Origin of the sequence: Afipia massiliensis (assembly GCF_001006325.2) — a bacterium.
Lineage (GTDB): Bacteria > Pseudomonadota > Alphaproteobacteria > Rhizobiales > Xanthobacteraceae > Afipia > Afipia massiliensis_A.
The window spans coordinates 1,563,131-1,583,764 of the sequence record NZ_LBIA02000001.1; the positions used below are offsets into that span (position 1 = coordinate 1,563,131).

A 20,634-nucleotide genomic window follows, 5' to 3' on the forward strand; every position below is an offset into this window, starting at 1 on the left:
TGATGTGATCCAATCCTGCGCGATCCCTGGGATCAATCCTGAGGGATCGACGGACCTAAAGTGCTGGCGTTTCTCGAATGGCCATAACCGCTTCTTCCCGCTCGGCGGCTGCTGCCGGCGCCCAAGATGGCGCTCAGGTCAGCGAGCGCTCCCCCTTTGCCCGGCTGACCGATCTGCTGAGTCCCTTCGAGCCGGGTAAGCCATTGATAAACATGTCGATTGGTGAACCGCAGCATCCGGTGCCGGGCTTTGTCGGCCCGGTGCTGGCCAAACACATCAACGAGTTCGGCCGCTACCCCGCTGCAAAGGGCACCGAGCCGTTCCGGCAGGCCGCCGCCGCCTGGGCCACCAGGCGCTTCGATCTTCCCAAGGCTGTCGATCCGGAGACCGAGATTCTGGTGCTCAACGGCAGCCGCGAAGGGCTGTTTTTTGCAGCGATCGCCGCGGCCCGTTACGTCAGCCCACGCAAGGGCGCGCCCGCGATCCTGATGCCCAATCCGTTCTATCCGGCCTACGCGGCCGGTGCGCGCGCGGCCGGATGCGAGGCGGTGTTCCTGCCGACCACCCGTGACAACGGCTTCCTGCCCGATCTGGATTCGCTGAGCGCCGAGACTCTCGACCGCACCGTTGCGTTCTATCTTGCATCACCGGCCAATCCGCAGGGCGCGGTCGCATCGCGCACTTACTTCGATCGCGTGAAACAGCTCGCCGACCGTCACGGCTTCATCGTACTCAGCGACGAATGCTATTCCGAAATCTACACGGGTGAAGCACCGGGCAGCATGCTGGCCGCCGCCGGAAATGATTTCGCCAATGTGGTTGCGTTCCAGTCGCTGTCGAAGCGCTCGAACCTGCCGGGCATGCGCGTCGGCTTCGTCGCCGGCGACAGCAAATTTCTCGCGCGCTTTCATGAGCTGCGCAACGTCGCCGCCCCTCAGGTGCCGGTGCCGTTGCAGCATGTCGCCGTCGCCGCTTACGGCGATGAAGCCCATGTCGATGAAAATCGCAGGCTCTACCGGATCAAGTTTGATCTCGCGGACCAGATTCTCGGCAACCGGTTCGATTATCGGCGGCCCGCCGGCGGATTCTGCATCTGGCTCGATGTCTCCGCCCATGGCGGCGACGAAGCCGCGACCGTGAAGCTTTTCAGGGAAGGCGGCGTGCGCGTCATCCCGGGAAGTTACCTGGCCCGGCCGCAGGCCGATGGCAGCAACCCCGGCGCCGGGTACATCCGGGTCGCCATGGTGCAGCAGGACAGCGAAACAACGGCTGAGGCGTTACACCGTATGGTCGACGTCTTGAATGAAGCTCGGGGCTAGAACTATGCCAGCGATCGAACGCGTCATCCCCATCGTCGGCCAGATCTCGGACCCGCTGCGCGAAATGCTGGGGCGCCGCCTGCGCGAACTCACCGGCCTCGGCGTCATTGCCCTGTCGTGCGTCGTTGCCGCCGCCCTCATGACGTGGTCGGTACAGGATCCCAGCCTCAGCCACGCCACGTCCGGAACCATCCGCAACCTGATGGGTCGGCCCGGCGCTATCGGCTCCGACCTGCTGATGCAGATCTTCGGCCTCGGCGCGATCATGCTGATCCTGCCGGTCGCGGTGTGGGGCTGGCGGCTGATGACCCATCGCCTCTTCGACCGTGAGGCATTGCGGATCGCCTGCTGGATTCTGTGCGCGGTGATTGCCGCGGGATTTGCCAGCTGCCTGCCACGCAGCGGCGCATGGCCGCTGCCGACCGGGCTTGGTGGCGTCATCGGCGATGCGCTGGTGCGCTTTCCAGCGGTCGTGTTCGGCCCGCCGGGCGTGATCTATCGCACCGTGCTGGGTGTCATCCTGTTCGCCGCAATGATCGGAAGTTTCGTCTTCGCCTGCGGCGCGGGCGCAAAGGAGAAGATCGCCGAACGCACCCGGCCGCCGATGATCGACGACGAGGACGATTTCGAAGAGGACGACCGCCGCTCGATTTCGCTGGGATGGCTTGTCCATGCCGTCATGAGCGCGAAGGCACGCGTTGTCCGCATGGCCTCGGCGCTTTTCGCAATGATGGTCGGACGGACGGACTCCCACCGCACGCGGTCGTCGTTCGAGCGCATGGAGCCGAATCTTGGCGGCGAGCGCCGCGCTCCGTCGCTGGTGCCGCAAGACGAATACGAAGAGGAACAGGAAGAAGAGGACGAGGAGGAGGAAGAAGAAGACGAAGAGCCCGCCGCCCGTTCGCGCAAGCGCGCCGAGCCAAAGGCGTCAAAACGCAAGGGCACCTTCGTGCTGCCGCCGATCTCCGTACTGGCCGCGCCGAAATCAACGGATCGCCAGCCCCTGAGCAAGGACGAACTGGAAGCCAATTCGCGCGCGCTGGAAGGCGTGCTGCAGGATTTCGGCGTGCGCGGCGAAATCACCAATGCGCATCCGGGCCCCGTCGTCACGTTGTACGAACTCGAACCGGCGCCCGGCATCAAATCGTCGCGCGTGATCGGTCTTGCCGACGACATCGCCCGCTCGATGAGCGCAGTGTCGGCGCGTGTCGCCGTCGTTCCCGGCCGCAACGCCATCGGCATCGAACTGCCGAACCAGCATCGCGAGAAGGTTTATCTGCGCGAATTGCTGGTCGCCAAGGAAGGCAACGAGTCGTCGGCCAAGCTGCCGCTGTGCCTCGGCAAGACCATCGGCGGCGTCTCGACCATCGTCGACCTCGCCCGCATGCCTCACTTGCTCATCGCGGGCACCACCGGCTCCGGCAAATCGGTCGCCATCAACACCATGATTCTGTCGCTGGTGTATCGCCTGCGGCCGGATCAGTGCCGCCTGATCATGGTCGATCCGAAGATGCTCGAACTGTCGGTCTATGACGGCATCCCGCATCTGCTGACGCCGGTTGTCACCGATCCGAAGAAGGCCGTCGTCGCGCTGAAATGGGCCGTGCGCGAGATGGAGCAGCGCTACAAGAACATGTCGAAGCTCGGCGTGCGCAACATCGACGGCTACAATGCCCGCGTTGCCGAAGCCAAGGCCAAGGGCGAAGAACTGACCCGCACCGTTCACACCGGCTTCGACAAGGAATCCGGCAAGGCGATCTACGAGGAAGAGAAGCTCGAGCTGGAGCCGTTGCCCTTCATCGTCATTATCGTGGACGAAATGGCCGACCTGATGATGGTCGCCGGCAAGGACATCGAAGGCGCGGTGCAGCGTCTCGCGCAGATGGCGCGCGCCGCCGGCCTTCATGTGATCCTCGCCACGCAGCGTCCGTCGGTCGATGTCATCACCGGCACCATCAAGGCGAACTTCCCGACCCGCATCTCCTTCCAGGTGACGTCGAAGATCGACAGCCGCACCATCCTGGGCGAGATGGGCGCCGAACAGCTGCTCGGCCAGGGCGATATGCTGTACATGGCCGGCGGCGGACGCATCAGTCGCGTCCACGGCCCGTTCGTGTCGGACGAGGAAGTCGAAAAGATCGTCCGTCACCTCAAGTCGCAGGGTCAGCCGGAATATCTCGAAGCGGTCACAGCGGAAGAGGAAACCGACGAAGACGGCAACGCTGTGTTCGACGGCACCAGCATGGGCGCCAATGGCGGCGAAGGCGATCTGTTCTCGCAGGCGGTGGCGATTGTGAAGCGCGACCGCAAGGCCTCGACCAGCTACATCCAGCGCCGGCTTCAGATCGGCTATAATCGCGCCGCCACCTTGATGGAGCGGATGGAACTGGAAGGCATCGTTGGACAGCCCAACCACGCCGGCAAACGCGAGATTCTGGTGGCCGAGGAAGATGAACGATTTGGCTAAAACCACGCTGTTCGCAGCCGCGAAATCGCCATAGCTTGGGGCTAGGCCCCAGCGGAAGATCACAAGGCATCCCTACAGGACGGACCGTTGAGAAAATTCCATCGCAATCAGCCGTTCTGCCGCAACCCGCTCCCCACGCGTGGTTTTCTCGCCATGAAATGGCCCGCCGCCGCAGTGGCGACGGCCTTCGCCGCAGCGCTCATGATGTCGACGGCCTCGGCTCAGGCCGTTCCCGTTCCAAAGCCTGCGCCGAAGCCCCGCGCGGATGTCCCCAAGCAGGCGCTGCCGTCACCGGTGATTCCGGGCCCGTCGGCCGCCACCCCGCCGACACCGATCATTCCTGACCTGCGCAACCTGTTCGGCGGCAACACACCGACGTTCGACGCCAATCAGAAGGCGCTCGCCAGCAAGGTCAGCGCTTACATGTCGACGCTACAGAACGTCTCCGGCAACTTCGTTCAGGTCGGCCCGGACGGCAAACGCTCCACCGGGGATTTCTACATCCAGAAGCCCGGCAAGATCCGTTTCGAGTATGACGATCCGTCGCCGATCGCGCTTGTTGCGGATGGATCGTCCGTGATCGTGCGCGACCGCAGGCTCGCGACCCAGGATGTCTATCCATTGTCGCAGACGCCATTGCGCTATCTTCTGTCCGACCGCATCGACCTGATGCGCGACACCAATGTTGTGGGCGTCGCCTCGGACGACATGTTCATCAGCGTGACCATCGAGGAAAAGCAGCCGCTGGTCGGTACCAGCAGGCTGATGCTGATGATCGGCGCCAAGGACAATCAGCTCAAGCAGTGGACCGTGACCGATCCGCAGGGCTACGACACCACCGTGGCGGTCTATAACCTCGACACCACCAAGAAGCTCGATCCCGGCATGTTCAGGATCGACTACACCAACTACCAGTCCAACCAGAACTAGCGCAGCCGGACTGGAGCGCGCGGACAAAACCGGCTAACGGTCTTGCCCGATTGCCCTCACCCGCCGTTGTCATGCGCCTCACCCTCACCACCTGGAACATCAATTCGGTGCGCCTGCGCATCGACCTCGTCGCAAAGTTCATCGAGGCCGTGCGGCCGGATGTACTGTGCCTTCAGGAAACGAAATGCATCGATGACGCATTTCCGCTGAAGCGATTCAAACAGCTCGGCTATGAGCACGTCGCGCTCAACGGCCAGAAGGGCTATCACGGCGTCGCCATCGTCTCGAAGCTTCCTTTCGAGTCGAGCGACGTGCGCACGTTCTGCGGCAAGATCGCTTCACGGCATATTTCAGTGGCGTTCGGCGCGAGCGCGGAGATCGCCGAGCCGCTCATTCTGCATAATTTCTATGTGCCGGCGGGCGGCGATGTTCCCGATCCCGCGCTCAATCCGAAATTCGAGCACAAGCTCTCGTTTCTCGATGAGATGCGCGATTGCGAACCGCTGCATCCGAAGGCGAATGACCGGCACATCCTCGTCGGCGATCTCAACGTCGCGCCGCACGAACACGACGTGTGGTCGCACAAGCAGCTTCTGAAGATCGTGTCGCACACGCCAGTCGAATGCGGCAAGCTGCTTGCCGTACAAAATCATGGCGACTGGATCGACGTCGCACGGCAGCGGATTCCGCTGTCCGAGAAGGTCTACACCTGGTGGAGCTACCGTTCCGCCGACTGGAGCGCCGCCAACAAGGGCCGCCGGCTCGACCACATCTGGGTTTCGAAAGCGCTCGGCGAGAGCGTTCAGGACTTCAAGATCACCAAGGACGCCCGCGGCTGGGAGCGCCCCTCGGATCATGTGCCGGTGACGGCGGTTCTCGACGTTTGAGATTGTCGCAGCCGGTCGCGCGATTATCGCAACGTCGCGGACACGCGGGTCATCGCGCCGATGGCGGCAGTGGAGCGGGCGGCGAAATCATCGCGCAGCCGCCGCGCCGCTTCCGGATGGCTTTCAAGCACGCGCTGAAACAGACTGCGTGAAATGCGCAGCACCGATGATTGCTCAAGCGCAACCGCGGTCGCAGGCCGCGCCATCGGGACCACGAGCGCAAGTTCGCCGATCAGAACGTTTTCGCCCGCGACGGCTTCCTGGCCATCATCGGATGCAACACGAAATGCGCCGTGCCTGACAATGAACCCAGAATCCGCCGGCTCGCCCTGTACGAACAGCTTTTCGCCGAATCCGTAATCGCGCTGCTCGGCACCGATCGCAAGCACCTGCAAAGCCGCAGCGCCCAACAAACTCAATGTCGGGACGCGCGCGAACAGGGCAATGTCGTCTTCAATGGCCATAAAGCGCCGCGCTTAAGCGCCGGGTGATTCGGCTCATGGCACCAGCTTATAGCCCCCGGACTCAGTCACAAGAATTTCGGGGTTTGCAGCATCCTTCTCCACCTTCTGGCGCAGGCGATAGATATGCGTTTCCAGAGTGTGGGTGGTGACGCCCGAATTGTAGCCCCAGACCTCCTGGAGCAGGGTTTCGCGCGACACCGGCAATTGCCCGGCGCGATAGAGAAAGCGCAGGATCGCGGTTTCCTTCTCGGTCAGCCGGACTTTCTTGGCATTGGCGCCGGTCAGCATTTTGGAGCCGGGGCGGAAGCTGTAGGGGCCGACCGAAAACACCGCGTCTTCGCTGGCTTCGTGCTGGCGCAACTGCGCGCGGATGCGGGCCAGCAGCACCGCAAACCGGAAAGGCTTTGCCACATAGTCGTTCGCCCCTGATTCGAGGCCGAGGATGGTGTCCGAATCGGTGTCGTGTCCGGTCAGCATGATGATCGGCGACTTGAAGCCGCCCTTGCGCAGGCTGCGCACCACTTCGCGGCCATCGGTGTCGGGCAGGCCGACATCCATCAGCACGAGATCGGGGGAGTTGCTTTTGGCCGCCAGTGCACCTTTCGCACCGGTATCGACCGCGGATGCCTCGAATTCCTCGTGAAGCGACAATTGCTCCACCAGGGCTTCGCGCAGATCGGTATCGTCATCCACGATCAGGATCTTGCGGGCGTTGGCCATACCATCCAGTCCTTTAAAATTTGGCTTGTAAAAGAGGACTTTGAGAGCGATCCCGAAGGGGCATATCTCAAATGGCCTCGGCGAAATAGAGCATTTGCAGGCGAAAGCGCAAGCTGGGTTTGTGCGCCGTCATCGGAACCAATTATGGGAAATCTAGGCTTTCCAAGGGCTTATCAAACACCGTTGCGTGATCGGCCGCTGGCGGCCATCGCAATCCATGCCGCCGCAGGCCGCCCCACCCAAGGCTGGCTGGTGGCCGGAGCGCACAACCTACCGGTCGCGCTTGGACGCGGCGGAATCAAGGCCAACAAGTATGAGGGCGACGGCGGCACCCCGCGAGGCACCTTCCGGCCGATCCGGTTGTGGTGGCGGGCCGACCGGCACCCCCGGCCCCGCACGCACCTGCCGGTCCAGGCCATCCGGCCGACGGACGCCTGGTCGGAAGACCCCGCCGACCGGCATTACAATCAGGCCGTGACCCGCGCGCCGGGCGACAACGGCGACCGGCTGACGCGGGACGATCACCTCTACGATTTCATTATCGAGATCGACCACAACACCCGGCCCCGCATTGCCGGACGCGGCAGTGCGGTCTTCCTCCATCTCGCCCGCGAGAAATTTTCGCCCACCGCCGGCTGCGTCGGACTGACCCGCGGCGCGATGTTGCGGCTGCTGGCGCGGATCGGGCCAAAGACAAAGATCGTGATCGGGTGAGGCTTGTGAGCCGGTCGTCATTGCGAGCGAAGCGAAGCAATCCAGAGCAAGGGGCTGGATTGCTTCGTCCCAAGTACTCCTCGCAATGACGATGACGCCTCTCGCGCTGAATCTCTACCGCTTTCCAAAAATCGCCGAGCCGATGCGGACATGCGTTGCGCCGAGCTGGATCGCGGTTTCGAAATCCGCGCTCATGCCCATCGACAGCAATTTGAGTCCGTTGCGCGCGGCGATCTTTGCAGTGAGCGCGAAGTGCGGTGCCGGTGGATCCTCAACCGGCGGAATGCACATCAGTCCCGAAATCTGCAACCCGTAAACGTCACGGCAGCTTGCGATGAACGCATCGGCATCGGCCGGCGCGATTCCCGCCTTCTGCGGTTCTTCACCAGTGTTGAGTTGAACGAACAGCTCCGGATGCCGGTCTTGCTTAACGATTTCTTTCGCCAGCGCTTCGCACAGGCTGGCGCGGTCCACGGAGTGAATGGCATCGAACAACGCCACGGCCTCCTTGGCCTTGTTGGATTGCAGCGGCCCGATCAGGTGAAGCGCGAGGCCTTGATGTTTCTCTATCAGAGCTGGCCACTTGGACTTTGCTTCCTGCACGCGATTTTCGCCGAACACGCGCTGGCCCGCATGAATTACCGGCTCAATGGCGCCGCCATCGAATGTCTTCGATACCGCCACAAGCGTCACCGAGGCGCGCTCGCGGCGCGCGTCGCGGCACGCGCGCGAAATTTCCAGCTCCACCGCGGCGAGCCCGCTTGGTGAATCAGACGTTAGCGGCGGCACGTTATCCACAGCCATCGATGCAAACCTGCGTTAAAAATTAGGGATCATTCGATTTTTAGCGAATTCAAGAAAGGGTCTTTGAAGCCTTTTTTGTAGGGTTGGCGTGGGGCAAGGGAATACCGATGTCAATCGCCAGCTTCGGCCGCAACACGTCAAAACTCAAGGCGCTCGTCGGGATTCGCGCGCGCCTTGTGATTCTGGCGTTGATTCTGGTCGTTCCTCTGATGCTGGACCGCGTGCGGGTGCTCGAAGACACCCGCTCCCGGCAGGTGGCTCAGGCTGCAAACGAGCTGTCGGAACTGGCGAAACATACCGCCGACGCACAGCGCGAAATCATTTCGACGGTCCAGGCCGTCGTGAAGTCCTCCGCCTACATCTACGCCGCCGCGTCGCATCAGGGCCGCGGTTGCGCGGTAATGCGCGCAAGTCTGCGTGTGGATTTGCCCTGGATCAGAAACATTTCGACTATTGGACCGGAGGGCAAGATCGATTGCTCGACATCACCGAGCATCGTCGGATCCGATCTCAGCGACCGCGACTATCTTCGCAAGGCGCGAGAACTTCATGAATTCGTCCTCAGCGATTACATCCCGAGCCGCATCACCACTCTTCCGACAATGATCGCAGCCTATCCCGTCTCCGCCGTGGACGGCGGGCAGGAGTCCGTGGTGATCGCGGCAATCGACCTGAAATGGATGTCGCAGCTTCTGGCCAACCGCGGCGGCCGCTCCGGTGTGTCGGTTGTTCTTGTCGACGGCACAGGAACGATTCTGGCGTCTCCGCCCGAAAGCGCCAGCCTGATCGGGCAGAAGCTCAAGGACACATCGTTGCTTGAAGCCGTCACGCTGCGAGAAATCAATCTCGATCGTGAGTACGGATCGATCTCGTTCGAGTCCGCTGACGGCGAGAGGAAGGCTGTGTCGTTCGCCCGCGTCACCGGCACGCGCGCCCGCATGATCGTCAGTATCAACAAATCCGTGATGCTCGGCGACATCAATCGCGAAATCAGGACCGCCTACATTCAGCTTGGCCTTGTCGGGCTCATTACATTGCTCGGCGCATGGTTCGCCGGCGAGCGTCTTATCATGCGGCCCGTCCGCATGATGACCGACATGGCCAACCGGCTGGGCCGCGGTGAATTGTCGGCGCGGGCATCGGGTGCGTCGCTGCCGCCCGAATTCGTGCCGCTCGCGAAGGCGTTCGATGCGATGGCGTCGCAACTGTCCGAGCGTGAGCGGGAGATGGCCGCGGCCAACGACCGGCTGACCGTTATCGCGTCGCACGATCTTGTGTCCGGTCTGGCGAACCGCCGCGGTTTCCAGAGCCGGCTCGAATTCGAATGGATGAAGGCGCTGCAGTCCGAGGGCCGGCTTTCGGTGCTGATGATCGACGTCGATCATTTCAAATTGTTCAACGACACCTACGGTCACCCGGAAGGCGATACCTGCCTCAAGCGGATCGGTGAGGTGCTGGCGGCGATCGCCAATTCATGCGGCGGCTTCGCGGCACGCTACGGCGGCGAGGAATTCTGCCTGCTGCTGCCCAACAGTGATCCAGCGCATGCCGTGCAGATGGGTGAACAGGTGCGCGCGACGGTGGAAGGTCTCGCGATTGCGCACCTCACCAGCCCCGGCCAGACCGTCACCGTCAGCGTCGGTGTCGCGACGATTGCCCCGGGCGAGTCCCAGCCGCAGGATGACCTGATCGAGGCCGCGGACGCAGCGCTCTATGCGGCCAAACGCCGGGGCAGGAACGCGGTGGTCGAACACGGGCTGATCCGGCCCGCCGATCAGCCGGTTTCGCTCGCCGGCTAGGGCTATATTTGCGCCTAAAGCGTTGACCCCTCGCGGTCTTTTGTGGCTAGTCTGCCGCCTTCTTATCCCCCTTTGGCAGACGACCGATCCGATGACGACCGAACGCTATAACGCCCGCGAATCCGAACCGCGGTGGCAGAAGCTCTGGGATGAGCGCGCCATCTTCGCGACGCGCAACGACGACCCCAGGCCGAAATATTACGTGCTCGAGATGTTCCCCTATCCGTCGGGGCGCATCCATATGGGTCACGTCCGCAACTACACCATGGGCGACGTGGTCGCGCGCTACATGCGCGCCAAGGGGTTCAACGTGCTGCATCCGATGGGCTGGGACGCCTTCGGCCTGCCTGCGGAAAACGCCGCGATCGAACGCAAGGTCGCGCCGAAGGCGTGGACCTACGACAACATCGCCGCGATGAAAAAGCAGCTCCAGACCATGGGTCTGTCGCTCGACTGGTCGCGCGAATTCGCGACCTGCGACCCGAGCTACTACAAGCATCAGCAGAAGATGTTTCTCGATTTCATGAAGGCCGGACTGGCCGAGCGCGAAAAGCGCAAGATCAACTGGGATCCGGTCGACATGACCGTGCTCGCCAACGAGCAGGTGATCGACGGGCGCGGCTGGCGCTCCGGTGCTGTGGTCGAACAGCGCGAGATGAACCAGTGGGTCTTCAAGATCACGAAGTACTCGCAGGACCTGCTGGACGCGCTGGATACGCTCGATCGCTGGCCCGACAAGGTACGGCTGATGCAGCGCAACTGGATCGGCCGGTCCGAGGGCCTGCTGATCCGTTTCGCGCTCGATTCCGCAACCGCACCGGGCGGCGAAAGCGAACTCAAGGTTTTCACGACGCGCCCCGATACGCTGTTCGGCGCCAAGTTCATGGCGATCGCGGCCGATCATCCGCTGGCGCAGGCCGCGGCATTGAAGAATCCAAAGCTCGCCGCGTTCATCACCGAGACAAAGCGCCTCGGCACCGCGCAGGAAATCATCGATACCGCCGAGAAGCAGGGCTTCGACACCGGTATCAAGGCAATCCATCCATTCGATCCGGACTGGAAGCTGCCGGTCTATGTCGCCAATTTCGTGCTGATGGAATATGGCACCGGCGCGATTTTCGGCTGCCCCGCGCACGATCAGCGCGACCTCGACTTCGTCAACAAATACAATCTTGGCAACACGCCCGTCGTGTGTCCCGAAGGCCAGGATCCGAAGACGTTTGTCATCTCCGACACCGCCTATGACGGCGAAGGCAGCATGATCAATTCACGCTTCCTCGATGGCATGACCATCGACGAGGCGAAGGAAGATGTCGCCAAGCGCCTTGAGGGTGCGACCCGCGGCAACGCGCCGGTCGGCGAGCGGCAAGTCAACTTCCGCCTGCGCGACTGGGGCATTTCGCGTCAACGCTACTGGGGGTGCCCGATCCCCGTCATCCATTGCCCGAAATGCGATGTGGTGGCGGTGCCGGACAAGGACCTGCCGGTGGTGCTGCCGGAGGATGTGACCTTCGACAAGCCCGGCAACGCGCTCGATCATCATCCAACGTGGAAACATGTCACCTGTCCGCAATGCGGCGGCAAGGCTACGCGCGAAACCGACACGATGGACACGTTCGTCGATTCGTCGTGGTACTTCGCGCGCTTCACCGATCCCTGGAACGAGAACGCGCCGACCACGCCTGCCGTCGCCAATCACATGATGCCGGTCGATCAGTATATCGGCGGCGTCGAACACGCGATCCTGCATCTTCTGTATTCGCGCTTCTTCACCCGCGCGATGAAGGCGACGGGACATGTCGGCATGGACGAACCGTTCGCCGGCATGTTCACGCAGGGCATGGTGGTGCACGAAACCTACAGGAAGCAGGACGGCACCTTCGCGTCACCCGCCGAGATCAGCATCGAGACCGTCGGCGACAAGCGCCGCGCGACCTTGCTGACGACAAAAGAACCCGTCGAGATCGGCTCGATCGAGAAGATGTCGAAGTCGAAGCGCAACACCGTCGATCCCGACGACATCATCGGCACCTACGGCGCCGACACCGCCCGCTGGTTCATGCTGTCCGATTCACCGCCGGACCGCGACGTGATTTGGAGCGAGGAAGGCGTTCAGGGCGCAAGCCGCTTCGTGCAGCGGGTCTGGCGGCTGGTGAACACCGCCGCTCCGCATTTGCCGAAGCCCGGCACACCTGCGGGCAGCGACGGCCCCGAAGAGGCGCTGGCGCTGCGCCGCATCGCCCACCGCACCCTCGCGGACATCTCGACCTCGATCGAGCGGCTTCGCTTCAACACCGCGATTGCAAAGCTCTATGCCTTTGTGGGCGCGCTGGCGGACGTCGTCGATGGGCCGGCGAAATCGCTGGAAACCAACCCGGCCGTCGCCGCAGCGGCCCGGGAGGCGTTCGATATCCTGGCCCGGCTGATCTCGCCCATGATGCCGCATCTGGCCGAGCAGTGCTGGCAGGTGCTGGGGCATTCGGGACTGGTTTCCGAGGCGGAATGGCCCGAAATCGAGCCTAAACTGCTGGTGGATGACACAATTACGCTGCCGGTGCAGGTTAATGGCAAGAAGCGCTCGGATGTCACGGTGGCCCGAAATGCTTCGAACGGGGAAATTGAGGCTGCCGTTTTGGCAATCGATGCAGTAAAATCGGCCTTGGATGGGAAATCTCCCCGAAAAGTCATCATCGTTCCGCAGAGGATCGTGAATGTCGTGGTTTGATACGCGCATCGCAGCCCGGCTTGTGGCCGTGGCCGCCCTTGCGGCCCTGACGGCCGGGTGCTTCCAGCCGATGTATGGCGAGCGCAGCGCAAGCGGCGGCTCGGCGCTGCGGGAGAAACTGCAGGGCGTCGAAGTTCCTCCGCTCAACCTGCCCAACGGTTCGCGCGAGGCGCGGCTTGGCGTCGAGATTCGCAACAATCTCATGTTCAGCATGTACGGCAGCGCCGTCGGCGCTCCACCGACCCACCGCCTCCTGATGCGGCTCAGCACGTCGCGGCTGTCGATCATCGTCGATCCGACCACCGCCCGGCCGGACATCGAGAACTACGGCATCGATGTGGTCTATGAGCTGAAGGACAACGCCACCGACAGGACGGTGCTGACCGGAACGACGTTCTCGCGCGTGTCTTACGACATCCCGGGACAGGCGCAGCGCTTCGCCCGTTCGCGCGGACTGCGTGACGCGGAAGACCGCGCCGCCAAGGTCATCGCCGACAACATCAATCAGCGTCTCGCATCGTTCTTCGTTGCCGGCACCTGATCGACAATCGAGATAATTGTGGTCGCGCTTCGCGGGAAAGAAATCGACGCGTTTCTGGCCCGGCCCGATCCGTCGCGGCCGATCATCCTGCTCTATGGTCCCGACACCGGCCTTGTGCGTGAACGCGCCGATGCCCTGATGGCGTCCGCCGTCGACGATCCGAACGATCCATTTTCACTGGTGCGCATGGATGGCGACGAACTCGCGGCCGAGCCGTCGCGCCTTGTCGAAGAAGCCATGACGGTGCCGCTGTTCGGCGGTCGCCGGGCGATTCGGATCAGGGCCGGATCGCGCAGTTTTGCGAGCGGCATCGATACGCTTGCGGAGATGCAGCCGAAGGATTGCCGTATCGTGATCGAGGCCGGCGAGTTGCGCCCGGACGCTCCCTTGCGAAAGGCGTGCGAGAAAGCCAAGTCCGCCGTCGCCATCGCCTGCTATGCAGACACCGAGCGCGATCTCGCCAGGCTGATCGACGACGAACTGCGCGCGTCGAATCTAAAGATCGCGCCCGACGCACGCGCAGCGCTGACGTCGCTGCTCGGCGGCGACCGTCAGGCCTCGCGCAACGAAATTCGCAAAGTCGCGCTTTATGCCCATGGCCAGCGCGAAGTGACGCTGGACGATGTGGTCGCTATCGTCACCGACGCCTCGGGTCTGGCGCTCGATCCCATCGTCGATAATGCCTTTGCCGGGCGCGCCGCCGACGTTGAAACCATGTTCACCAAGGCGATGGCGGCCGGGACATATCCGGGCCTGATCATCATGTCGGCGCAGCGCCACGCCGCACTGCTGCACAAGGCGCGATTGTCGATCGAAGAAGGCCGCAGTGACCTCGACGCGCTCGACAGCGGATTTCCGCGGCTGCACTTCTCGCGCAAAACACTGGTTGAGACAGCGCTGCGAAACACCAGCGCGGAGCGCATGGCGCGGGTGATGGCGCAACTGGCCGACGCCGCGTTCGACATGCGCAAACAGTCATCGCTGGCTGAAATCATCGCGCAGCGTGCGCTGCTCGCGATTGCGGTCAACGCACGGCGGCGGGGCTGACCCCTCGTCGTTGCGAGTTTTTACTTGCCCGCTTCGAGCCGCCGCAAAATCTCATCGAGCTGATCGAGATCGGTATACTTGATCTGCACCGTGCCGCCCGGATTGCGGTGATCAACACTCACCCTCAGGCCAAGCACATCGCTGACGCGCTTTTCAAGTGCGATGGTGTCGGGGTCTTTCGCAGGCGCCGCGCCGCGCGCCTTCTGCGGCTTGCGCTCCGGCACACCTTCTTCGTGTGCGAGGGCTTCGGTCTGACGCACGTTCAGACCTTCCTCGACAATACGCTTCGCGGCCGCAGCGGCATCCGGCAGATTGATCAACGCCCGCGCGTGTCCGGCGGACAGCTTGCCTTCGGCGATATAAGCCTGAACCTGATCCGGCAGTTTGGTCAGACGCATCATGTTCGCGACATGGCTGCGGCTCTTGCCGACGATCTTGGCGATATCTTCCTGGCTGCGTTTGAACTCTGCGGCGAGCGCGTGATAGCCCTGCGCCTCTTCCATCGCGTTCAGGTCCGAGCGCTGCACGTTCTCGATGATCGCGATCTCGAGCGCGTCGCTATCGTTCACGTCCACAGTAACGACCGGCACATCATGTAAGCCAGCGCGCTGCGACGCGCGCCAGCGCCGTTCACCCGCGATGATTTCGAAACGATCCGTCGCGCCCTTTACCGACCGCACCACGATCGGCTGAATCACGCCGTGCTGTTTGATCGAGGCCGACAGCTCGTCGAGCTCGGTATCGGAAAACGTGCGGCGCGGATTGCGCGGATTGGCTTTCAGAAATTCAATCGGAACGCGGCGCGGCGTGCGCGACGGGCGATCGACGTGAGCGGCTTCGCCGCCGACATCGCCAATCAGACTTGCAAGACCGCGACCCAATCGCGAACGCTCGTCGGCCATTGCCGTCTCCCTTGCACTCAACCCACGCACTCCAGATCAACAATCTTAAGACCGACGATCCGAAGACCGTCGCTGTTTGTCATTGCGAGGAGCTTTTGCGACGAAGCAATCCAGATTTTACTTTCGCAAGACTGGATTGCTTCGCTTCGCTCGCAATGACGGCGGATACTTAATGCGAACGCAGTTCGCGCTCGCGCTGAATCACTTCGGTCGCGAGTTTCAGATACGCATCGCTGCCGACGCATTTGAGATCGTAAACCAGCACCGGCTTTCCGTAAGACGGCGCTTCGGAGATGCGCACGTTGCGCGGGATCATGGTGTTGTAGACTTTGTTGCCCATGAACTGGCGCACATCGGCGACGACCTGATTCGACAGGTTGTTGCGCGAGTCGAACATCGTCAGCACGATGCCGTGAATCGACAGCGTCGGATTCAGCGTCGAGCGCACTTGCTCGACGGTCTGCAACAACTGCGACAGACCTTCGAGGGCGAAGAACTCACACTGCAGCGGCACGAGAATCGCGTGCGACGCCGCCATGGCGTTGACGGTGATGAGGTTGAGCGACGGCGGACAATCGACCAGCACGTAGGTGTAGTCGGTGTCGGGCGCGACATTGACGTTGAGTTCGGCGATCGCATCGCGCAGACGAAACGCGCGGTCGCGCGTGGTGCCGAGTTCAAGCTCAAGGCCCGACAGATCCATGGTCGATGCCGCGATGTGCAGGCGAGGGACCGCGGTCGGGATGATCGCCTCGCGCAGCTTGGCTTCGCCGATCAGCACGTCATAGGTCGAACAGTTGCGATTGCGCCGGTCGATGCCGAGGCCGGTCGATGCGTTGCCCTGCGGATCGAGATCGACGATCAGTACCCGCTCGCCAATGGCGGCGAGCGCGGTTCCGAGATTGATGGCGGTCGTGGTCTTGCCAACGCCGCCCTTCTGATTGGCGAGCGCCAGGATCCGGGGATGACCCCGTTGGGCTGTCGCGCCGGTCTCGTCTTGAAAAATTCCGTCGATGCCAACCATGTGCCTGGCCATGCCTTGTTGTTGCTGGACGCCTTATCGCCGCTCAATCGTATTGAGTTCGACGATCCAGCCGTGTCCGCCGGTGCGACTGGGATGAAGAAGAGGCTCTATCTTCCAGTATTTAGTAGCTTCCGTCAATTCAGCCTCTACATCTTGTCCCTTCAAGAACAAGACTTTGGTGCCTTGCTGCACCAGAGGTGCAGCAAAACCCAGCAACATATGTAGTGGAGCAACTGCGCGGGCAGTGATGCAATCGACCGGCGTCCGCAAGCTATCCACATAATCCCCGATGTCAGCGAGAACAACTGAGCCGGCGGCGCCGGTCACCCGCAGCGCCTCACGCAGAAACGCGGCCTTCTTGGCGTTGCGCTCCACAAGCTGGACGGTTGCACCGTCATGCTCGGCCATCGCACAGGCCAGCACCACGCCGGGAAAGCCACCACCGCTGCCGAAGTCGAGCCAGCGCCGAGCGTTCGGAGCCAGATCCAGAAGCTGAAGCGAATCGGAGATGTGCCGGGTCCAGAGCTGCGGAAGCGTGGAGGGCGCAATCAGATTGGTCTTGGCCTGCCATTCGACCAGCAGGCTGACATAGCGATCGAGCCGCGCCCCTGTTTCACGTGAAACAGGGGTCAGCGCCAAGGCTGCCGCCTTATCCGAGGCCGGGATGGAAGCGAGGGCCGGTTTGGCCATGAGATGTGCCTATGCCGAAGCTGCGGAGGATCGGCGCGCCTCACGGCGCAGATAGGCCGCCAGAATGGCAAGCGCCGCCGGGGTCATGGCCTCGATCCGGCCCGCCTGCCCGATGGTCCGGGGCCGGACCGTCTCAAGCTTCTGACGAGCTTCATTCGAGAGGCCGGGGACGGCGCTGTAATCGACATCGGTCAGCACCAGCCCCTCGTCGCGACGGAATGCCTGCACGTCGGCAGCCTGACGGGCCAGATAGACGTCGTATTTGGCATCGATCTCCAGATGGACCGCGATCTTCGGATCAATTGCGTTGAGCTGCGGCCAGATCGACGTGATGCTGGCCCATTCCACCTCGGGATAGGCAAGCATTTCAAACGCGGTGCGGCGCTGACCGTCGTGGTTCAGCATCAGGCCGTGCTTTGCGGCCTCGTTGGGCGTCACCGAGAGCGATTTTGCCAATGATTTCGCGGTATTAAGTGCACCCATCTTCGCGGCGTGGCGCCCTGCCCGCTCCGCGCCAACACAGCCGAGCGCGATACCCCGGTCGGTCAGGCGCTGATCGGCATTGTCCGCCCGAAGGGTCAAACGATACTCGGCCCGCGAGGTGAACATCCGATAGGGTTCGGTGATGCCGCGCGACGTCAGGTCATCGATCATCACCCCGAGATAGCCGTCGGCGCGGTCGAACACGGCCGGCTCGCCGCGCCCGGCGAGAATCGCGGCATTCAATCCGGCCACCAACCCCTGCGCGCCGGCTTCTTCATAGCCGGTGGTGCCATTGATCTGCCCGGCCAAGAAAAGTCCCGGCACCCGGCGGGTTTGCAGGGTCGGCTCCAGTTCGCGGGGATCAACGTGATCGTATTCGATGGCATAGCCCGGGCGGACCATTTTCACGCGCTCGAGGCCGGGAATGCTGGCCAGAATAGCCCGTTGGACTTCCTCCGGCAGCGAAGTGGAGATGCCGTTGGGATAAACGGTGGTGTCGTCGAGCCCTTCGGGCTCCAGAAAGATCTGGTGGCCGTCGCGGTCGCCGAAGCGGACGATCTTGTCCTCGATCGAGGGGCAATAGCGCGGTCCGGAGCTCTTGATCTGGCCGGAATACATCGGCGAGCGATGGACATTGGCCCGGATGACATCGTGGGTCGCGTTGGTGGTCCGGGTGATACCGCATTCGATCTGTGGGGTCGTAATCCGGTCGGTCAGCACCGAGAACGGCTCGATCGGGTCGTCACCGGGCTGCATTTCGACCGCGGACCAGTCGATGGTCGATCCATCGAGCCGTGGCGGGGTCCCGGTCTTGAGACGGCCCAGCGTAAAGCCGGCGCGCTCAAAAGACTTTGAAAGACCCATTGCCGGGGCCTCTCCGACCCGTCCGGCGGGCCAGTTCTTCTCCCCGAGATGGATCAGGCCGCGCAAAAAGGTCCCGGTGGTCACAACCACCGCTCCAACGACGAATTCCCGGCCGTCAGCCAGACGAATCCCGCAAATCCGGCCCTCAGAGAGCAAAAGCTCGTCCGCCTCGCCCTCGATCACGGTCAGATTAGGGGTATCCCGGATTTCGGCCTGCATCGCAGCCGCATAGAGCTTGCGGTCGATCTGGGCGCGGGGGCCGCGCACAGCTGGCCCCTTGCGCCGGTTCAAAACCCGGAACTGAATGCCGCCGCGATCCGCGATCCGGCCCATCAGGCCGTCCAGAGCGTCGATTTCCCTAACCAGATGGCCCTTTCCAAGGCCTCCGATGGCTGGATTGCAGGACATCGCGCCGATGGTCGCGAATTGATGGGTGACCAGCGCTGTTTCCGCGCCCATGCGCGCGGAGGCCGCCGCGGCTTCGCAGCCGGCGTGGCCTCCTCCGATCACAATGACGTCGAATGTGGTCTGCATCGGCAGACTTCTATCGCTTTGGTGCGAAAGCTGAAAGACGGAAATGAGTTCCGGATGTTTCACGTGAAACAAACGCCAGATGGAACTTGTTTCACGTGAAACAGCGTCATTGGCCCACTTGGAACCAGCTGCAGGCCAATGGCCTACTTTGCACCTATTTGCCGATGCAGAACTCTCGGAAGATGACGTCGAGGATGTCTTCGACATCCACCCGGCCCGTAAGCCGCCCCAACGAATGAATCGCGATTCGTAGTTCCTCGGCCAGAAGTTCGTCGCCCTTGTCGGCCGAGCGCCCTGCCCGCTCCAGCGCCGCGACAGTCTCCCGCAACAAGGTCCGGTGCCGGGCGCGGCTGACCAGCGCCATTTCGCCCGACCCGAAATAATCCCGGGCGTAGGTCACCAGCGCCGCCACCAATTCGGAGACGCCGTCACCGCGCGACGCAGAGATATCGAACTGCGCCCTCGCCGCGCCGTCGCCGCCGACCAGATCGACCTTGTTGCGCACGATCCAGACCGGCGCATGATCGCCTTCGTTTTTCAGCGGCAGCGCGCTGTTGTCGTTCGCATCGACAAGCCACAGCACCAGGTCGGATGTGCGCGCACGGTCGCGCGCACGGCGCACACCCTCCTGCTCGACCGGATCGTGGGTGTCGCGAACGCCCGCGGTGTCGATCAGCGTCACCGGATAACCGTCGAGATCGAGATGCACTTCGATGACATCACGCGTGGTGCCGGCATGCGGCGACACAATCGCAGCGTCGCGCCGCGCCAGGCGGTTAAGCAGCGTCGACTTGCCGGCGTTCGGCGGACCGGCAATCGCAACCGTCAGGCCTTCGCGCAGACGTTCGCTTTGTGCCGATGAAATAAGGGTTTCTTCGATTTCGGATTTCAGCGCCGTGATCTTGCGCAACGCCGGTGCAACCAATTCAGTCGATACATCGCCCTCGTCCGAGAAATCGATACCTGCTTCGATCAGCGCCGATGCTTCGATGATCCGCTGCCGCCAGCTCTCGGCCTTTGCGCCCAGCAAACCTTTGAGATGCCGCAGCGCCTGACGGCGCTGACGATCGGTGTCGGCGTGAATCAGATCATCGAGACCTTCGGCTTCGGTGAGGTCAAGTTTGCCGTTCTCGAACGCACGTCTGGTAAATTCGCCGGGCTCCGCCGGACGCAAACCATCGATGGCGCCGAGCGCATCGAACATCGCGGTGATCACCGCGCGGCCGCCATGAACATGAAATTCCGCGACGTCTTCACCGGTGGCGCTGTGCGGCCCCGGAAACCACAGCGTTACCGATTCGTCGAGTGCGCTGCCGTCGAGATCCCGCAGGGTCGCAAACTGGGCGAGACGAGGCGCAGGCAATTTTCCGCAAAGCCGCTCAACCGCTGTCCGGGTTTGCGGGCCGGACACACGGATAATGGCAATCGCTGACGGCGCACGGCCGGACGACAAAGCGAAGATGGTCTGGTCGGGTGAATGCATGGCCTATTTGTCGGACACATGCAGAACAGGCAATGAAAATTCCCAAGAGATCGTCATATCGCTTATGTTGCGCTGCAATATACTGCGACCCAGTGTGCAACATCCACGATATTGCATCGCACCAATTTTTAGGCGCGGAGGATTTGCGGCGCCTTCAAAAAAATACCCGGCATCACCACGAAGACGCGCTTCGCACTGATGGCCGGGCATTAAAACGAGCTGACGCCTGTTGGCTGA

17 protein-coding genes are annotated in these 20,634 nt (G+C 62.5%); 9 read left to right on the forward strand and 8 right to left on the reverse strand.

The window, feature by feature from the left end:
• Nucleotides 1-77: 77 nt before the first annotated feature.
• The 4 genes from YH63_RS07395 to YH63_RS07410 all read left to right on the forward strand — a co-directional run bounded on the left by YH63_RS07395 (nt 78) and on the right by YH63_RS07410 (nt 5,603).
• Nucleotides 78-1,319: an aminotransferase class I/II-fold pyridoxal phosphate-dependent enzyme gene (locus YH63_RS07395; protein ID WP_046828158.1), complete on the forward strand. Its 1,242-nt coding sequence runs from the start codon at nt 78-80 to the stop codon at nt 1,317-1,319.
• A 4-nt stretch (nt 1,320-1,323) separates the two neighbouring features.
• Complete coding sequence (locus YH63_RS07400; RefSeq protein WP_046828157.1) at nt 1,324-3,786, forward strand: DNA translocase FtsK; 2,463 nt, start codon at nt 1,324-1,326, stop codon at nt 3,784-3,786.
• Between the two features lie 201 nt (nt 3,787-3,987).
• Nucleotides 3,988-4,716: an outer membrane lipoprotein carrier protein LolA gene (locus tag YH63_RS07405; protein WP_433995112.1), complete on the forward strand. Its 729-nt coding sequence runs from the start codon at nt 3,988-3,990 to the stop codon at nt 4,714-4,716.
• A 71-nt stretch (nt 4,717-4,787) separates the two neighbouring features.
• Complete coding sequence (locus YH63_RS07410; protein ID WP_046828156.1) at nt 4,788-5,603, forward strand: exodeoxyribonuclease III; 816 nt, start codon at nt 4,788-4,790, stop codon at nt 5,601-5,603.
• A 23-nt stretch (nt 5,604-5,626) separates the two neighbouring features.
• Here YH63_RS07410 and YH63_RS07415 read toward each other — a convergent pair whose 3' ends face one another.
• Together YH63_RS07415 and YH63_RS07420 are read right to left on the reverse strand one after the other, a co-directional pair.
• Nucleotides 5,627-6,067 carry a Crp/Fnr family transcriptional regulator gene (locus YH63_RS07415; protein WP_046828155.1) on the reverse strand — a complete coding sequence of 147 codons (441 nt, stop codon included), beginning with the start codon at nt 6,065-6,067 and terminating at the stop codon, nt 5,627-5,629.
• Nucleotides 6,068-6,100: 33 nt separating this feature from the next.
• The gene (locus YH63_RS07420; protein WP_046828154.1) at nt 6,101-6,787 is read right to left on the reverse strand and encodes a response regulator transcription factor; all 687 of its coding nucleotides are present in this window, start codon (nt 6,785-6,787) and stop codon (nt 6,101-6,103) included.
• A gap of 144 nt (nt 6,788-6,931) precedes the next feature.
• Between YH63_RS07420 and YH63_RS07425 the strand changes: the two genes are divergently transcribed.
• On the forward strand, nt 6,932-7,501 hold the full coding sequence (locus tag YH63_RS07425; RefSeq protein ID WP_046828153.1) for a L,D-transpeptidase family protein: 570 nt from the start codon (nt 6,932-6,934) through the stop codon (nt 7,499-7,501).
• A gap of 114 nt (nt 7,502-7,615) precedes the next feature.
• Here YH63_RS07425 and YH63_RS07430 read toward each other — a convergent pair whose 3' ends face one another.
• Nucleotides 7,616-8,305: a YggS family pyridoxal phosphate-dependent enzyme gene (locus YH63_RS07430; protein ID WP_046828152.1), complete on the reverse strand. Its 690-nt coding sequence runs from the start codon at nt 8,303-8,305 to the stop codon at nt 7,616-7,618.
• Nucleotides 8,306-8,412: 107 nt separating this feature from the next.
• Between YH63_RS07430 and YH63_RS07435 the strand changes: the two genes are divergently transcribed.
• The 4 genes from YH63_RS07435 to holA all read left to right on the forward strand — a co-directional run bounded on the left by YH63_RS07435 (nt 8,413) and on the right by holA (nt 14,417).
• On the forward strand, nt 8,413-10,104 hold the full coding sequence (locus YH63_RS07435) for a sensor domain-containing diguanylate cyclase (protein WP_046828151.1): 1,692 nt from the start codon (nt 8,413-8,415) through the stop codon (nt 10,102-10,104).
• A 91-nt stretch (nt 10,105-10,195) separates the two neighbouring features.
• Nucleotides 10,196-12,829, forward strand: a complete 2,634-nt coding sequence (leuS, locus tag YH63_RS07440) for a leucine--tRNA ligase (RefSeq protein WP_046828150.1) — start codon at nt 10,196-10,198, stop codon at nt 12,827-12,829.
• Entirely contained in the window at nt 12,816-13,370 is a 555-nt protein-coding gene (locus tag YH63_RS07445; RefSeq protein ID WP_046828149.1) for an LPS assembly lipoprotein LptE, read from the forward strand. Before leuS ends, YH63_RS07445 begins: the two co-directional genes overlap by 14 nt.
• Before the next feature lie 18 nt (nt 13,371-13,388).
• Nucleotides 13,389-14,417: a DNA polymerase III subunit delta gene (holA, locus tag YH63_RS07450; RefSeq protein ID WP_046828148.1), complete on the forward strand. Its 1,029-nt coding sequence runs from the start codon at nt 13,389-13,391 to the stop codon at nt 14,415-14,417.
• A 20-nt stretch (nt 14,418-14,437) separates the two neighbouring features.
• Here holA and YH63_RS07455 read toward each other — a convergent pair whose 3' ends face one another.
• The 5 genes from YH63_RS07455 to mnmE form a co-directional block, all read right to left on the reverse strand.
• Nucleotides 14,438-15,319: a ParB/RepB/Spo0J family partition protein gene (locus YH63_RS07455; protein ID WP_046828147.1), complete on the reverse strand. Its 882-nt coding sequence runs from the start codon at nt 15,317-15,319 to the stop codon at nt 14,438-14,440.
• A gap of 169 nt (nt 15,320-15,488) precedes the next feature.
• Nucleotides 15,489-16,343, reverse strand: a complete 855-nt coding sequence (locus YH63_RS07460) for a ParA family protein (protein ID WP_046829687.1) — start codon at nt 16,341-16,343, stop codon at nt 15,489-15,491.
• Between the two features lie 33 nt (nt 16,344-16,376).
• Complete coding sequence (gene rsmG, locus YH63_RS07465) at nt 16,377-17,033, reverse strand: 16S rRNA (guanine(527)-N(7))-methyltransferase RsmG (protein WP_046828146.1); 657 nt, start codon at nt 17,031-17,033, stop codon at nt 16,377-16,379.
• A 9-nt stretch (nt 17,034-17,042) separates the two neighbouring features.
• Nucleotides 17,043-18,914, reverse strand: a complete 1,872-nt coding sequence (gene mnmG, locus YH63_RS07470) for a tRNA uridine-5-carboxymethylaminomethyl(34) synthesis enzyme MnmG (RefSeq protein ID WP_046828145.1) — start codon at nt 18,912-18,914, stop codon at nt 17,043-17,045.
• 154 nt (nt 18,915-19,068) lie between these two features.
• Nucleotides 19,069-20,397 (reverse strand): tRNA uridine-5-carboxymethylaminomethyl(34) synthesis GTPase MnmE, encoded by a 1,329-nt coding sequence (mnmE, locus tag YH63_RS07475; RefSeq protein ID WP_046828144.1) that lies wholly within the window; start codon nt 20,395-20,397, stop codon nt 19,069-19,071.
• Nucleotides 20,398-20,634: the final 237 nt, after the last annotated feature.

What these genes read in the sequence shown, in the direction of transcription:
- YH63_RS07395 (WP_046828158.1), top strand. Translation starts at nt 78, where the DNA reads ATGGCCATAACCGCTTCTTCCCGCTCGGCGGCTGCTGCCGGCGCCCAA.
- YH63_RS07400 (WP_046828157.1), top strand. Translation starts at nt 1,324, where the DNA reads ATGCCAGCGATCGAACGCGTCATCCCCATCGTCGGCCAGATCTCGGAC.
- YH63_RS07405 (WP_433995112.1), top strand. Translation starts at nt 3,988, where the DNA reads ATGATGTCGACGGCCTCGGCTCAGGCCGTTCCCGTTCCAAAGCCTGCG.
- YH63_RS07410 (WP_046828156.1), top strand. Translation starts at nt 4,788, where the DNA reads ATGCGCCTCACCCTCACCACCTGGAACATCAATTCGGTGCGCCTGCGC.
- YH63_RS07415 (WP_046828155.1), bottom strand. Translation starts at nt 6,067, where the DNA reads ATGGCCATTGAAGACGACATTGCCCTGTTCGCGCGCGTCCCGACATTG.
- YH63_RS07420 (WP_046828154.1), bottom strand. Translation starts at nt 6,787, where the DNA reads ATGGCCAACGCCCGCAAGATCCTGATCGTGGATGACGATACCGATCTG.
- YH63_RS07425 (WP_046828153.1), top strand. Translation starts at nt 6,932, where the DNA reads ATGGGAAATCTAGGCTTTCCAAGGGCTTATCAAACACCGTTGCGTGAT.
- YH63_RS07430 (WP_046828152.1), bottom strand. Translation starts at nt 8,305, where the DNA reads ATGGCTGTGGATAACGTGCCGCCGCTAACGTCTGATTCACCAAGCGGG.
- YH63_RS07435 (WP_046828151.1), top strand. Translation starts at nt 8,413, where the DNA reads ATGTCAATCGCCAGCTTCGGCCGCAACACGTCAAAACTCAAGGCGCTC.
- leuS (WP_046828150.1), top strand. Translation starts at nt 10,196, where the DNA reads ATGACGACCGAACGCTATAACGCCCGCGAATCCGAACCGCGGTGGCAG.
- YH63_RS07445 (WP_046828149.1), top strand. Translation starts at nt 12,816, where the DNA reads ATGTCGTGGTTTGATACGCGCATCGCAGCCCGGCTTGTGGCCGTGGCC.
- YH63_RS07455 (WP_046828147.1), bottom strand. Translation starts at nt 15,319, where the DNA reads ATGGCCGACGAGCGTTCGCGATTGGGTCGCGGTCTTGCAAGTCTGATT.
- YH63_RS07460 (WP_046829687.1), bottom strand. Translation starts at nt 16,343, where the DNA reads ATGGTTGGCATCGACGGAATTTTTCAAGACGAGACCGGCGCGACAGCC.
- rsmG (WP_046828146.1), bottom strand. Translation starts at nt 17,033, where the DNA reads ATGGCCAAACCGGCCCTCGCTTCCATCCCGGCCTCGGATAAGGCGGCA.
- mnmG (WP_046828145.1), bottom strand. Translation starts at nt 18,914, where the DNA reads ATGCAGACCACATTCGACGTCATTGTGATCGGAGGAGGCCACGCCGGC.
- mnmE (WP_046828144.1), bottom strand. Translation starts at nt 20,397, where the DNA reads ATGCATTCACCCGACCAGACCATCTTCGCTTTGTCGTCCGGCCGTGCG.